Genomic DNA, 14173 nt, shown 5'->3' with positions numbered 1-14173 from the left:
CGCGGACAGCCACCGGTGACCGTGATCGATCACCCCGCGGCGCTTCCCCGCGTACCCCGGTTCCGTCTCGGGCCGGCGTTCGGCGCACGCGGCGCGGGACTCCGGGGCCACCCTGCTGGTGGACGCGCCGACCGGTACGCCGCCGGTAACCTGGGGCCATGTATCGCTCGCCGCACGTCCGGGTGTCCGACGCCGATCGGGAGACGATCGTCGCGCGGCTCAGCACGGCGACCGCGGAGGGCCGGCTGACGATCGACGAGTTCAGCGAGCGGTCCCGGCAGGCGTACGCGGCCCGTACCTGGGGCGAGCTGTCCGCCGTGGTGCACGACCTGCCGGCGCCCGGCCCGGCACATCCGGTGAAGGCGGCCTACCCGCCCGCGCCGGCCGGCAGCCGGCTCCCCCTGCTCGCGATGATCTTCGGTCTGCTGGGCCTGCCGCTGGTCCCGTGCGGGGGCTTCGGGCTGGGTGTCATCAGCGGGATCGCCGGGATCGTGCTCGGCGTCCAGGCCCTGAAGGGCCCCGCCGACCAGGTGCCCCACGGCCGCGGAATGGCGATCACCGGGGTGGCCTGCGGCGCCGCCGGCGTCCTCATCCCGCTCCTGGTGGCCGGCCTGCTGTTCACCATCGACATCTGACGGCCGGGATCAGGCCGGCCGGGTCCGCGGGTGCCACCTGAGCCGGTCGATCAGCCCGGCGTCCGGGCCGATCGTCACCCGGGAGGCGTTGCGCTCCACCGCGTCCAGGATGTCGCGCGCCGCCCGGTACGCCGCCTGCCCCACGGCGGCCGGCGCGGAACCCGCGGCGATCTGGCCGGCGACGACGGTGATCCGGATGTTCGTGCCGGCGCACGCCGCGCGCAGCCCGTCGGCCAGCACCTTGACCACCGCCCGGGACGCGCCGCCCGGGCCGGGAACGGTCACCAGGTGCGCCTCCGGCCGGGTGCGCAGCAGCCGCAGGAAGCCCCGGGAGACGCGCAGGGCCTCATCGTCCGGGCTGAACCGCTGCACCGCCCCGGCACAGTGGATCAGCCCGTCCACCGCGCCCCAGCGCTCGGCCACCGTGGCCGGCAGCGTCTCGGCCGCGGCGTGGTCGGTCACGTCCACCTCGTGCGCGGAGACCAGCAGCGGCGCCACCGCCTGGCGCGCGGTCTCGCGCACCGCGGCCGCGTCCGGGCCGACGGCGGCCACCCGGGCGCCGCGCCGCACCGCCTCCAGGACCACCGCGCGGCCGATCCCGTCACCCGCGCCGGTCACCACGAGGGTCTTGCCCGCCACTCTCATGCCGCGCTCCCACTGCCGCTCCGCTTGCCGCCGCCGGGCCGGCACGCCGGGCGGTCGCGTCCGGCCGGGGGGTCGGACTCGGCCGGTGGCGGCGCCCGCGGCCGGGTCGACGCCGCCCCGCATCACCATGCCGCCCGGGCGGACGCCCCAGCAGAGGCCGTCGGCCCGGCTTCCGCCCCCGCCCGGCGGGTCGGCCGGGCCCACCCGTACGGGCCGGACGGCACCGGCGTCCGGGGCGCCGGCGCGCGGGTCCGGCCACGGTCCGAGCGAAGCTGCCATCCATCCGGCCCGATGGTGACGGCGATCACGCTACTGCGGCGCGGTGAGGTAAGGCAACGGCGCAACGCGCCACCGTCGTACACGTTGGCGTGGAAGACGTCCCGGATGGAGTCGGATCGCGGCGCTCGGGCCACCGGTCCGTAGGCCGCCCCACCGCCGAGGTCGAGGGTGAACCGGGACGGGTTCCGCGGTGATCGTCACGTCGCCGCGGACCGCCCGCCGGGGTTCTTCCGGCCGTACGCCGTCCGATGTGGCTCCGGCCCGCCGGGAAGGTGGTGTCCCGGGCCGGTCAGGTCGAGGTGGGCCGCGGCCGGCTCGCCGTCGCGGCCGCTGCGGTGGCGGGCGTCTCGGCGGGTGGCTTCTCCCCGGCCGGGTCGGCGACCGGCTCGCTGAGCTGTTCCCGCAGGTAGTTCCAGACCACCGCGATGAGGCCGGCGACCGGGACGGCGAGCAGGCTGCCGACGATGCCGGCCAGGTTGCCGCCGAGGGTGACCGCGAGCAGCACCACGCCGGCGTGCAGGCCCAGGCCCCGGCTCTGGATCATCGGCTGGAAGACGTTGCCCTCCAACTGCTGCACCAGCAGGATGATGCCGAGCACGATCAACGCCTTCACCCAGCCGGTGAACACCAGCGCGATCAGCACCGCGACCAGGCCGGCGAAGACCGCGCCGACGATCGGGACGAACGCGGTGACGAACGTCAGCACGGCCAGCGGCAGCACCAGCGGGACCCCGGTGATCCACAGGCCGACCCCGATGAAGATCGCGTCGAGCAGCCCGACGAACGCCTGCGAGCGGACGAACGACCCGAGCGTGCTCCAGGCCCGGTCGGCGATCTCCGGCACGTCGGCGCTGAGCCGGCCCGGGAGCTGGCGCGCCAGCCACGGCAGGAACCGCGGGCCGTCCTTGAGGAAGAAGAACATCAGGAACAGCGCGAGGATCGTGGTGACCAGGCCGTTGATCACGGTGCTCACCCCGCTGAGGGTGGCCGAGGCGATGCTGCCCACGCTGTGCTGCAGCTTGTTCATCCCCTGGTCCAGGGCGCTGCTCACCTGGTCGTCGCCGATGTTCAGCGGCGGGCCGGACGCCCAGTCACGCACCTGCTGGATGCCGGCCGCCACCCCGTCGGCGAGCTTGCCGGACTCCCCCGCGACCGGCGCCGCGATCAGCACGACGATGCCCGCGACCAGGCTCAGGAACAGCACGGTGACCAGCGAGGCGGCCAGCGCGGGCGGCCAGCCGTGCCGGCGCAGGAACCGTGCCGGGGGCCAGGTGAGCGTGGTCAGCAGCAGGGCCACGACCAGCGGCCAGATCACCGACCAGGCCATTCCGAGCAGCCGCAGCACCACGTAGGTGAGCAGCAGGATCAACAGGGTCTGTGCGGAGACCCGGGCGGCGTCACGCATCGCCGTGCGGGTCTTCGCGGTGCTCAGCTTGGGCCCCATGTCGATCACCTTACGGATACCGCCGCCCGCTCACCGGGCCGAGGGACGTCCGGGCTCAGCGGCGCCAGGGGCGCAGGCAGTGGTCGATCATCGCCAGCTGCCGTCCGGGATCGACCATCGGCGACGCCATCACCGCGTTGACCTGCTGGCCGATGCAGATCGCGAACAGCACGTCGAGCACGTCGGCGACCGGGATCGACGGGTCCAGCTCGCCGTCCGCGACCGCCTCGGCGAAATGCCGGCGGAGCAGGCCACCCCAGTATTCGCCCAGGTCGGTCTGCTTCTCCTCGATCGTGGCGTTGGCGGCCAGCCGCCCCCAGAAGCCGACCACCACGTGCGCCTCGTCCAGGGTCTCCTTGGTCAGCGGCAGGATCTCGCGCAGCATCGCGTAGACCGCGTCGAGGCCGCGCAGCCCGGCGGTGGCGACCGCGATCCGGTCGTTGGTGCGCTCGGTGATCCGCCGGTACGCCCCGGCGGCCACCTCGTCGAACCCGTCGAAGTAGTGCCACAGCGCGCCGGTGCCGATGCCCAGTTCGGCCGCGATGGCGCGGCTGGTCGCGGCGGCGAGCCCGGCCCGGGCCACGACGGTGAGGAACGCCTCGACGATCTCGGAACGGCGCTGGTCGTGATCGACGATCTTCGGCACGTTCCCCCCTCTCCGGCGAAAGGCTACCGGCAGAACGGGAGAGGCGAATCACCCAGTCCACTTGTGCGTTCTGTTACGCCCTCGTAAATTCCGTAGCACACGGAGTCGTCGCGGCCACCCCGCGTGACGACTGCGCGGTCCTGGACCATTGCGGCGCGACCCGCCGGAGTGGTCCGCCGGCACCCGGGAGGTCCTACGCGTGACGTTCTACCGGCAGGTGGGCAGCATCCCGCCGAAGCGGCACACCCAGCACCGCCGCCCCGACGGCGGGCTCTACGCCGAGGAGCTGGTCGGTGAGGAGGGTTTCTCCTCCGACTCGTCGCTGCTCTACCACCGCGGCATCCCGTCGGCGATCGTCGACGCGCGCCCGTGGCAGCTGCCCGACCAGACGCTGACCCCGAACGCCCCGCTCGTCCCGCGGCACCTGCGGCTGCACGAGCTCTTCCCCGGCGAGGAGCACAAGGCGGTCGACCCGGTCACCGGCCGGCGTCTCGTCCTGGGCAACGCCGACGTGCGGATCTCCTACGCCGTCTCCGCCCTGCCCTCGCCGTACTACCGCAACGCGATCGGCGACGAGTGCGTCTACGTCGAGCGGGGCAGCGCCACGGTGGAGACCGTGTTCGGCGCGCTCACCGTCGGCCGGGGCGACTACGTGATCATCCCGCGGACCACCACGCACCGGTGGATGCCGTCCGGGCCGGAGCCGCTGCGCACGTACGTGATCGAGGCCAGCTCGCACATCGCCCCGCCGGCCCGCTACCTGAGCCGCTACGGCCAGTTCCTGGAGCATTCGCCGTACTGCGAACGTGACCTGCGCGGACCGGTCGAGCCGCTGCTGGCCGAGGGCGCCGACGTCGAGATCTACGTCAAGCACCGCGGCGGCGGCACCGTGCACGTGGTGCCCGAGCATCCGTTCGACGTGGTCGGCTGGGACGGGTGCCTGTACCCGTACGCGTTCAACATCGCCGACTTCGAGCCGATCACCGGCCGGGTGCACCAGCCGCCGCCGGTGCACCAGGTCTTCGCCGGACAGAACTTCGTGATCTGCAACTTCGTGCCCCGCAAGGTGGACTACCACCCGCTGGCCGTGCCGGTCCCCTACTACCACTCGAACGTCGACTCGGACGAGGTGATGTTCTACGTGGACGGCGACTACGAGGCGCGCAAGGGCTCCGGGATCGGCAAGGGCTCGATCTCGCTGCACCCCGGCGGGCATTCGCACGGCCCGCAGCCGGGCGCGGTGGAACGCTCGCTGGGCGTGGAGTTCTTCGACGAGACGGCGGTCATGGTGGACACGTTCCGGCCGCTCGACCTCGGCGAGGCGGGCCTGGCCGCCGACGACGGGCGCTACGCCTGGTCGTGGTCCGGCCGCGGCCCGTCCGCATGAGCGCCGGGGCGGCCTCCGGCGCGCTGTTCGCCCGGCTCTTCGACGACGCGGCACTGTTCCCGCCCGGGAACGCGCCGATGGCCGCCGCGGTGCCCGCGCACCAGCGCCGGGACAGCCCGCTGGTCGGCCCGTTCGTGCTGCCCGCGGCGCGGCTGGCCGAGGTCGGCGCGCACCTCGACCAGGACCGGCCGCCGCTTCCCGTCGCGCTGATCGCCGCGCCCGGCGACCTGCCGGCGGCGGCCGCCGCGATCGCCCGCCACCCGGGACTGCGGCTGGCCGCGGTGGAGGCGCCGGTCGCGGTCGACGCCGCGCAGGCGCGGGCGGCGGTCCGGGTGATGGCCGCCGAACTGCCGCCGGGCCTGCCGACGGCGGTGGAGATTCCGCGTACGGCGGGGCGTGCCGAGGTGCTCGACGTGCTCGCCGGCACCGGCTGCCGGGCGAAGCTGCGCACCGGCGGCCCACGCGCCGACCTCTTTCCCGCTCCCGGCGAGCTGGCCGCGACGATCCGCGCGTGCGCCGCGCGGGGCATCGCGTTCAAGTGCACCGCCGGACTCCACAACGCCATCCGGCACATCGACCCGGTAACCGGTTTCGAGCATCACGGTTTCCTCAACGTGCTGCTCGCCGCCGACGACCCGGCCGACGCCGAGGCGCACCTGCGGCGCACCGGCGGCGCGCGGATCGCGGCGGAGCTGCGCGCCTGGTCGCCGGCGCGGGCCGCCCGCGCCCGGTCGGTGTTCACCTCGTTCGGCACGTGCGACGTCGCCGAGCCGGTGCACGACCTCGTCCAACTCGGCCTGCTCTCGGAGAAGATCCACGCATGACCTGGCTCGATCTGCCCGCTGACACCGGCTTCGGGCCGGCCAACCTGCCCTACGGCGTGTTCTGCCCGGCCGGCGGCCGGCCGCGCACCGGGGTGGCGATCGGCGACCACGTCCTCGACCTCGCCGGACTGACCGGTGACCCGGTGCACGCGACGGGCTCGCTGAACGCGTTCATGGCGCAGGGCCCGGACGCGTGGGCCGCGCTGCGCTCGATGATCACCACGTGGCTGACCGATCCGGCCCACCGGGAGCGAGTCGAGCCGCACCTGCTGCCGCGGGATGCGGTGACCATGCGCCTGCCGATCGAGGTCGCCGACTACGTCGACTTCTACAGCTCGGCGGACCACGCGGAGAACCTGGGGCGGATGTTCCGGCCCGGGTCGCCGCCGCTCACCCCGAACTGGAAGCACCTGCCGATCGGCTACCACGGGCGGGCCGGCACGGTGCGGCTGTCCGGCACACCCGTGCGGCGACCCCACGGGCAGCGCAAGGCGCCCCCCGACCCGGCGCCGGTGTTCGGGCCGTCGCTGCGGCTGGACATCGAGGCCGAGGTCGGGTTCGTCGTCGGGGTGCCGTCGAGGCTGGGCACGCCGGTGCCGGCGCGCGACTTCCCGTCGTACGTCTTCGGGGTCTGCCTGGTCAACGACTGGTCGGCGCGGGACCTGCAGGCCTGGGAGTACGTTCCGCTCGGCCCGTTCCTCGGCAAGTCGTTCCTGACCTCGGTGTCACCGTGGGTGGTGCCGCTGGCGGCGCTGTCGGCGGCCCGGGTCGAGCCGCCGGCCCGCGACGAGCCGCTGCTGGACTACCTCGCGGACGGCGACCAGCCGTGGGGGCTGGACCTCACCCTGGAGGTGCGGCTCAACGGCGCCGTGGTGAGCCGGCCGCCGTTCGCGCGGATGTACTGGACGGCGGCCCAGCAACTGGCGCACATGACGGTCAACGGCGCGTCGCTGCGGACCGGGGACCTCTACGCGTCGGGGACGGTCAGCGGGCCGGAGCGGGAGCAGCGCGGATCGCTGATCGAGCTGTCCTGGAACGGCCAGGAGCCACTGACGCTGCCGGACGGTACGACGCGCTCGTTCCTGGAGGACGGCGACGAGGTGACGATCACCGCGACGGCGCCCGGCGCGGACGGGTCGAGGATCGGCTTCGGCGAGGTGGTCGGGCGGGTCCAGGCTTCGTGAGGGGGTGGCCGCCACCGCCGGCTGCGTGAGCGGGCCGCCACCACGACCGGCTGCGCAAGTGGGCCGCCACCACGACCGGCTGCGCAAGTGGGCCGCCACCACGACCGGCTGCATAAGTGGGCCGCCACCACGACCGGCTGCATGAGCGGCCCGTCGGCGCGGTCTTCGCGCCGCCCGGCTCGGTTGCGGCCGGTTCGGGAAGTGGCCTTGAAAGCGCACCCTCGTTTCGGCCGGTTCCATTTTCCGGGAAGGCGGTGACCGCATCCGTTCGCATTTTTCGACGCGGCGTCGCGGAGTCAATAATCAAGAGCCGGGGAGCTTTTTTCGCCCGGTTTCCGCCGCCGCGACGCGACGGCGGAAACCGGGCTTCCCCCCAGGAAGGTCAAACAACTCCCGGCTGACCGGCGACCCTCGATGAGCCGACGGTTTCCGCTAGGCCGGCAGGACGACGCCGGCGGTTTCCGGTAGGCCGGCAGCCTCGACGCCGGCGGTTTCCGGTAGGCCGGCAGCCTCGACGCCGGCGGTTTCCGGTGGATCGGCAGCCTCGACCAGCTGACGGCTTCCGATCAGCCGAAAGCCTGCGGCGCACATCGGCCCACGGAGAGTCCGCCGGTCGCCGATCGCCGGTCCGCGCCGGCGCCGGAGCCGTCCGGCTGCGACTCGCCCGCGCACCGCGACGGCCGGGTGAGCAGCCACTCGCGCTGCCCGCCGGCTCACCTGCGCGGCGCCGGGCGGGTCAGCGGACCAGGAGCGTGTAGTTCGGAGCGATGCCGGTGCGGCACCGGTAGGACACCCAGACGTGCCTGGCCACACCGTCAGCGCCGACCTGATGGCACTCCGCTCGCGGGTCGTCGACCTCGTTGAACAGCGCGGTGTAGACCATCCGCTCGGTAGCGGACGGGGTGTGGCGCGGGGTGTAGGTGACGATCAGGTCGTCACCGGCGAAGCCGGAGCGGACCGTCGCGGCGGACCAGACACCGGCTGCCTGGCCGGCGGCGCCGATGACACCGGCACGACCGAAATCGTAGGTGCCGAGCATCGCGGTCGTGGGGCACGGCGCGGCCTGGGCGGCGGCGGGGGCCAGCACCGCCGGAAGGATACCGGCGAGCAGCATGATACGCATTTCAGAGTCCTTTTCTCCAATCACGGCGGGGATCTCCCGCGGCGCCGGAAGAGGGGCCGGGCGGATGGTTCTTCATCCGACCGGCGCGAATCAACCCGAAATCGAACCTACACCGCGACCATGGGTGAATTTCGTACCCGGTGGAGAACAATCTGTTAAGTTCTGGAAATCTTGGAATTGAAACGATTCCGGTACGGGATTCCGTTCCGTTCGGCGAAACAAGCCCCGCGCGGCCAGCGGGCCGTCGCCGCCCGGGCGGGCCCGCCACGGACCGCGCGATCGCGCCGGTCACAGCGGACACCGCGACCACCGGCCCCAGGCCCGCGGCACCCGGGGCCGGGCCCGATCGAGCACCCACCGGGGTCAGCCACCGCACGGACCGCGCGCGCCGCACGAGAACCCCATCGCCGCACGAGGGCCGCAGCGCCGCACGAACCCCCGCGCCGCACGAGAACCCCAGCACCACACGAGGGCCGCAGCGCCGCACGAACCCCCGCGCCGCACGAGAACCCCAGCACCACACGAGGGCCGCAGCGCCGCACGAACCCCCGCGCCGCACGAGAACCCCAGCACCACACGAGGGCCGCAGCGCCGCGCGAGAAGCCCCGCGCCGCACGAGGGCCGCAGCGCCGCGCCCGAACCGCAACGCGACGCGCGACGCGCGACCCGCGACACAACGCGCGGAAGCGGTCGCAACGGACCGCGCGGAAACCGCAGCACACGGCGCGAGAGCCGCAGCGCCGCGCGAGAGCCGCAGCGCCGCGCGGCACCACAGCCCGCCGCGCGAGCCCCGCGACGCGCCGGGCAGACAGGACCGGGAACGCCGGATCCCGCAGGGTCAGCCGGACCGCGGCAGCGTCACTCGGCCATCACCCGGTTGCGGCCCGCCTCCTTGGCCCGGTAGAGCGCGTGGTCCGCCCGGGCCAGCAGGTCGTCCAGCGTGGCGTCGCCCCGGCCGAGCCGGGTCAGGCCGATGCTGATGGTGACCGGCAGCGGTCCGGCTTGGGTGGGCACCGGCTCGCCGCTCACCGCCGCGCGGACCCGTTCGGCCAGTTCCATCGCCTCGCCGTCGTGGTCCGGCAGCACGATCGCGAACTCCTCGCCGCCGTAGCGGCCGAGCACGTCGGAGTGCCGGAGCACGGCACGGATCCGCCGGGCCACGGTGCGGATCACCTCGTCGCCCACCCCGTGGCCGTATGTGTCATTGACGCTCTTGAATTTGTCGATGTCCAGCATGGCGGCCGCGAGCGGGCGCCCGTTCCGGGCCGCGGCGTGCACCAGCGCGCCGGCCACGGCGTAGAAGTGCCGCCGGTTGTGCTGCCCGGTCAGCTCGTCGGTGGTGGCCAGCTCCTGCACCCGGGTGAACAGGCGCGCGTTGTCGTAGGCGGTCATCCCCTGGGTGGCCAGCGCCGCCGCCACCTGCCGGCTGGTGTCGTCCAGCGCGCCGCCGCCGAGCAGCACCATCCCGGCCGCCCCGTCCCGGCCGGCCAGCGGCACCGCCAGGGCCGCAGGCTCGCCGGTGAGCAGCCGCTCGCGCAGCCCGCCGGTGCCGGCCGGGTCCAGCAGGGCCGGCTCGGTCAGGCCGCTGAGCAGGGCGGCCTCCTCCGGGGTGAGCCGCGCGCCGGCCACCTCGGACGGCTCCAGCACCTCCCCGTCCGGGCTGACCAGGCAGCTCGACGCGGCGCCCAGCGACGTCTGCAGGGTGCCGCTGAGCCGGCGCAGCAGCCGGTCCGGCTCCAGGATGCCGGTCAGCTCGGCCAGACTCGCGCGCAGCATCTCGGCCAGCGCCTGCTGCTGCTGCGCGGCCTGCACGGCCAGGTGCAGCTGGGCGGCCCGGGCGGTCTCCAGCGAGACGGCGACGTGGCTGCTGACCGCGGTGAGCACCGCCACGTCGTCGTCGGTGAAGATGCCCCGGGCCAGCCGGCTGTCCAGGTACACCACGCCGATCAGGCGGCCCTTGAACTGCACCGGGGCGACCAGGATGCTGCGCAGCCCGTGCACCACCGCGCTGCGCGAGCCGAGCGCGGCGCCCTGGTCGGTCCCGGTGACCACGACCGGCTCACCCGTCTCGGCGACCCGGCGCACCAGCGTGGCGCCGTACGAGATGGTGTCGGTCAGGTCGCCCGAGGCGTCCCGGCCGGCGAAGCGGACCGGCTCGCCCGCCTCGTCGAGCAGGAAGAACAGCGCCCGTTCGGCGCCCAGGATGCGCAGCGTCTCGTCCAGCGCCACCCGGGCCAGCTGCTGCGGCTCCAGCACCGTGGCGGCGGCCGTGCTGACCTGCTGCAACGCCTCCAGACGCCGGTTGCGCCCGGTGCCCGCGCCGGCGCGGGTGCCGGCGGCCGTACGCCGGTGCGTGCTGGCCCCCTCGTCCACGCCGAACTCGGTGCGGGTCTGCCGCCGGCGCTGCTCCCAGCCGTAGAAGGCGGCCAGGTTCAGCGCGGCCCGGGCCTGCCGCTCCGCCTCGTGGTTCTGCCCGAGCGCGCGCAGCGCACGGGCCCGGATGCGCAGCAGCTCGTACTGCGCGAGCGGGGCGTCCAGGGCACGGGCCACCCGCTCCACGTCGTCGGCCAGCTTGATGCTGCGCTCCTGGTCCCCGATGAGCTGGGCCAGCGACGCCTGGCACATCGCGTAGACCAACCTGATCAGCGGCGAGCCGCCGACCTTGCCGAGCTCCCGGATCGCCGCGACGGCGGCGGCCTGCTGGGCCGGGCGGTCCTCGTCGCTGCTGTACCGCAACCGGATCAGCCCGACGTGCGCGCGGTAGACGAAGAGCCACCTGTGCTGCGGCATCAGGTCGCCGGGTCGCAGCCCGAGCGCGTGGAACTCGGCCAGCACCCGGTCGAACGGCTCGCCGACCTCGCCCTGTTCGAGCAGCGCGCAGGCGACCGCGGTGATGATGTTGGCGCGCTGCACCCGGGTGCCGGCGCCGGACGGGAACGCCTCGCGCAGCCGTTGCAGCGCGGTCGCGGCCTCGCCGGTACGGCCCTGGTAGGCCGGGATCATCACGCCCAGCATCCCGAGCGAGGTGCCCATCGCCTGGGCCGGGTCGGCGAGGCAGCTCAGGCCGCGCTCGTACTCGCGCTCGGCCTCGGCGGCGTAGCCGCGCAGCAGCAGCCGCAGCCCCTGGGAGGCGTGGCCGGGCAGCAGCTGGGCCGGCTCGTACCAGCGGGCGTTCCGGGTGATCGTCTTCTCCCAGGCGCCGCCGTCGTCGTAGCCGCCGAACAGCAGCGAGCAGCCGTGCAGCCACTCGACGTAGGCGGCCAGCGCCGGGTCGCCCAGGCCGGTGGCGACCCGGGCGGCGCGGGCCATGCAGCGGGCGCCGGCGCCGCGCAGCCGGACCATGTACAGCACGTAGCCGACCAGGGCGTACACCCGGGCGTACTCGCGGCTGGGACCGAGCCGGTTGACCGCGTACAGCGCGCGCATCGCCAGCACGCCGGCCTCCCGCAGGCGCAGGCCCAGAGCGGCGGCGTAGCCGCCCGCGTCGAGCACGGCGGTCAGCACGGCGAGGTCCTCCCGGCGCCGGCCCTCGGCCTTGCCGAACCCGATCCGGGTACGCCGGATCACCCCGCCGGCGAACGCGTACGCCAGTGTCGAGAGCACCAGCAGCAGCCCGTTGGCCGGCAGCGGGCGGCGCAGCTCGGCCAGCGCGCTCCCGGCCGCTTCGAGGGCGCGCGCATCGTCCCAGGTGGTGTGGTTGAGCTCGATCCAGGTGATCAGCAGGCGGGCCCGGGCCAGCCGGTCCGGTTCGGCCGCGAGCGCCCGGTCCAGCACCTCGCCGGCCTCGGTGAACCGGCCGGCCCGCAGGTAGGCCTGGGCCAGCGGGTGCAGCAGCGCGGTGCCGGGCGCCGGGTCGCCGTCGATCGCGTCGGTGAGGTAGTCCACGGCGTCGCCGGGCGCCTGGTCGGCGAGGGCCTGCCGGCCGGCCGCGGCGGCGCTGCGGCGACGGGCGTCCGCCGGGGCGGCGTCGCCGGCGCGCCGGTGGTGCCGGGCGACGGTGTAGGCGTGCGCCTCGTCGCGCAGCTGCGCCGGGAGGTCCTCCAGGGCGGCGGCCAGGGCGGCGTGGCGGCGGCACAGTTCGTCGGCGGAGAGGCGGTCGAGCAGGCTGTCGCGCAGTTGCGGGTGCACGAAGGCGTACCAGCCGCCCGGCCGCGCCTCCAGCACGTGCCGCTCCAGGCCGGATTCGAGCGCCTCGACGGTCAGCGCCGCGCCGGTCACCGGCAGCGCCTCGGACCGGAACCGGACGCCGGCCACCGCGGCGGTGGCGAGCCGGTCGAGGACCGGCTCGGGCAGCCCGGCCAGCCGGGCGGCGAGCAGATCGCGGACCCCGGCGGCGGACGGCAGCGCGTCGGCGCCCGCGGTGTCCAGCCGCCAGGTGCCCCAGAGCGGCCCGAGCAGGCCGGCGTCGAGCAGCCGCATCAGGTAGCTGACCACGGCGAGCGGGGTGCCGTCGGTACGGACCGTGACGTGCCGGGCCAACTCGGCCGGCACCCGGGCGCCGGGCAGCCGGGAGGCGATCACCTCGGCCACCGCGGCCGGGGGAAGCGGCGTGCAGGTCAGTTCCAGGGTGCCGGGCACGCCCAGGTCCAGGCCGGTGGCGCCGCCGGTCTCGGTGAGCAGCACCAGCAGCGGCAGGCCGGGCAGGTCCGGGGCGAGCGCGGCGAGCAGCCGGCGGGTGGCGGCGTCGAGCAGGTGCGCGTCGTCGATCACCAGGATCATGCCGTCGGCGCGGCGGGCCAGGTCGCCGAGGAACGCCGCGCCGGCCGCGAAGACGTGCTCGTCGGAGCCGGTGGCCGCGCCGGCGGGCACGTTCAGCCCGAGGTCCCCGAAAAGCTTGGTGACCTGGGCGGCTCCGGCCGCGGTGGCGGCCTCGGCGAGGTGACGTTCGGCGTCGGCGCGGGCCTCGGAGGGCAGCCGGTGAACCCGGGCCAGCAGCGACTGCAGGGCCTCCCGGACGACGGCCAGCGGCGCCGGCTCGTCGGGGCGGCAGGTGCCCCAGACCACCGGGCAGCCGTCCGTGGTGGCCAGCCCGGCGGCGTGTTCGGCCAGCCGGGTCCGGCCGGACCCGGGAGCGCCGTGGATCACCACGACGCCGCCCAGCCCGGCACGGGCCCGTTCCCACCGGCGGGCCAGCCGGTCCGCTTCGGTGTCGCGCCCGCACATCGGCCACCGGCCGGCGGCGGGCTCCTCGGCGGCCGCGCCGCCCGGGCAGTCCCGCAGCGCGATGAGCAGGGCGGCGGCGTCCGGGTAGCGGTCGTCCGGATCCTTGGCGAGCAGGCGGTGCACCACGGCGGCCAGGCCCGGGTCGATCTGCGGGCGCTTCTCGCGGATGTCCGGGACCGGGGCGGCCAGGTGCAGGCGCAGCAGCTCGCCGACGTCGTCGGCCTCGAACGGCAGGCGGCCGGTCAGGCACTCGTAGAGCACCACGCCCAGCGAGTACAGGTCGGAGCGGCCGTCGACCGGGCGGTGCAGCATGCCGGACTGCTCCGGCGAGGTGTACAGGAAGGTGCCGACCGCCTGGTCGCCGTTCGACGCGGCGGCCCGGCCGAGCTGCGCCAGACCGAAGTCGATCAGCTTGGCCCGGCCGTCCTTGGCGATCATGATGTTGTCCGGCTTGATGTCCCGGTGCACCAGGCCGACCCGGTGCGCGGCGGCCAGGCCGCGGGCCAGCTGGGCGGCCACCTCCACGGTCCGCTCCTGGGTCAGCACGCCGTAGACCAGCAGCTCGGCCAGCGGGCCACCGGACAGGTGCTCGAGCACCAGGCCGGGCACCCCGTTCAGCTCGCCGACCGCGTGCACGCCGACCACGCCGGGGTCGTCGATGCAGGCCAGCAGGGCCGCCTCACGCTGGAACGCGATCCGGATCCCGGGGTATTCACCGGCCCCGGCGAGCGGGCGCTTCAGCGCGTAGTCGCGGTCGCCGCGCCGGGCCTGGTGCACCATGGTGAAGGCACCGCGGCCGAGCTCGTCGACCACTTCGAGGCCGGTCAGCTCAGTCACGCGGGG

At 74.8% G+C, this 14173-nt stretch carries 9 protein-coding genes; 4 read left to right on the top strand and 5 right to left on the bottom strand.

What is annotated here, in order from left to right; all coding sequences use genetic code 11:
* Nucleotides 1-158: 158 nt before the first annotated feature.
* The gene (locus tag ACTEI_RS09630) at nucleotides 159-635 is read left to right on the top strand and encodes a DUF1707 and DUF4190 domain-containing protein (protein ID WP_122977330.1); all 477 of its coding nucleotides are present in this window, start codon (nucleotides 159-161) and stop codon (nucleotides 633-635) included.
* Between the two features lie 9 nt (nucleotides 636-644).
* Here the strand turns inward: ACTEI_RS09630 and ACTEI_RS09625 are convergent, their stop codons facing one another.
* The 3 genes from ACTEI_RS09625 to ACTEI_RS09610 all read right to left on the bottom strand — a co-directional run bounded on the left by ACTEI_RS09625 (nucleotide 645) and on the right by ACTEI_RS09610 (nucleotide 3649).
* Nucleotides 645-1280 carry an SDR family NAD(P)-dependent oxidoreductase gene (locus ACTEI_RS09625; protein WP_164465888.1) on the bottom strand — a complete coding sequence of 212 codons (636 nt, stop codon included), beginning with the start codon at nucleotides 1278-1280 and terminating at the stop codon, nucleotides 645-647.
* Between the two features lie 568 nt (nucleotides 1281-1848).
* On the bottom strand, nucleotides 1849-3003 hold the full coding sequence (locus ACTEI_RS09615; RefSeq protein WP_122977327.1) for an AI-2E family transporter: 1155 nt from the start codon (nucleotides 3001-3003) through the stop codon (nucleotides 1849-1851).
* A gap of 55 nt (nucleotides 3004-3058) precedes the next feature.
* A complete protein-coding gene (locus ACTEI_RS09610) occupies nucleotides 3059-3649 on the bottom strand; it encodes a TetR/AcrR family transcriptional regulator (protein ID WP_122977326.1) in 591 nt (196 codons plus the stop codon).
* A gap of 199 nt (nucleotides 3650-3848) precedes the next feature.
* Between ACTEI_RS09610 and ACTEI_RS09605 the strand changes: the two genes are divergently transcribed.
* The 3 genes from ACTEI_RS09605 to fahA are packed head-to-tail and all read left to right on the top strand — an operon-like array spanning nucleotide 3849 to nucleotide 7044.
* The gene (locus tag ACTEI_RS09605; protein WP_122982029.1) at nucleotides 3849-5036 is read left to right on the top strand and encodes a homogentisate 1,2-dioxygenase; all 1188 of its coding nucleotides are present in this window, start codon (nucleotides 3849-3851) and stop codon (nucleotides 5034-5036) included.
* Nucleotides 5033-5860 carry a hypothetical protein gene (locus ACTEI_RS09600; protein WP_122982030.1) on the top strand — a complete coding sequence of 276 codons (828 nt, stop codon included), beginning with the start codon at nucleotides 5033-5035 and terminating at the stop codon, nucleotides 5858-5860. The genes ACTEI_RS09605 and ACTEI_RS09600 overlap by 4 nt, the downstream gene beginning before the upstream one ends.
* Nucleotides 5857-7044, top strand: a complete 1188-nt coding sequence (gene fahA / locus ACTEI_RS09595; RefSeq protein WP_122977325.1) for a fumarylacetoacetase — start codon at nucleotides 5857-5859, stop codon at nucleotides 7042-7044. Before ACTEI_RS09600 ends, fahA begins: the two co-directional genes overlap by 4 nt.
* Before the next feature lie 736 nt (nucleotides 7045-7780).
* Here the strand turns inward: fahA and ACTEI_RS09590 are convergent.
* Nucleotides 7781-8167: a hypothetical protein gene (locus ACTEI_RS09590; protein ID WP_122977324.1), complete on the bottom strand. Its 387-nt coding sequence runs from the start codon at nucleotides 8165-8167 to the stop codon at nucleotides 7781-7783.
* Between the two features lie 858 nt (nucleotides 8168-9025).
* Entirely contained in the window at nucleotides 9026-14167 is a 5142-nt protein-coding gene (locus ACTEI_RS09585) for a diguanylate cyclase (RefSeq protein ID WP_164465887.1), read from the bottom strand.
* Nucleotides 14168-14173 lie beyond the last annotated feature (6 nt).

Source organism: Actinoplanes teichomyceticus ATCC 31121, assembly GCF_003711105.1.
Classification (GTDB): domain Bacteria; phylum Actinomycetota; class Actinomycetes; order Mycobacteriales; family Micromonosporaceae; genus Actinoplanes; species Actinoplanes teichomyceticus.
The sequence above is the reverse complement of the archived record's forward strand: the minus strand, read 5'-3'. Positions and strand labels throughout refer to the sequence as shown.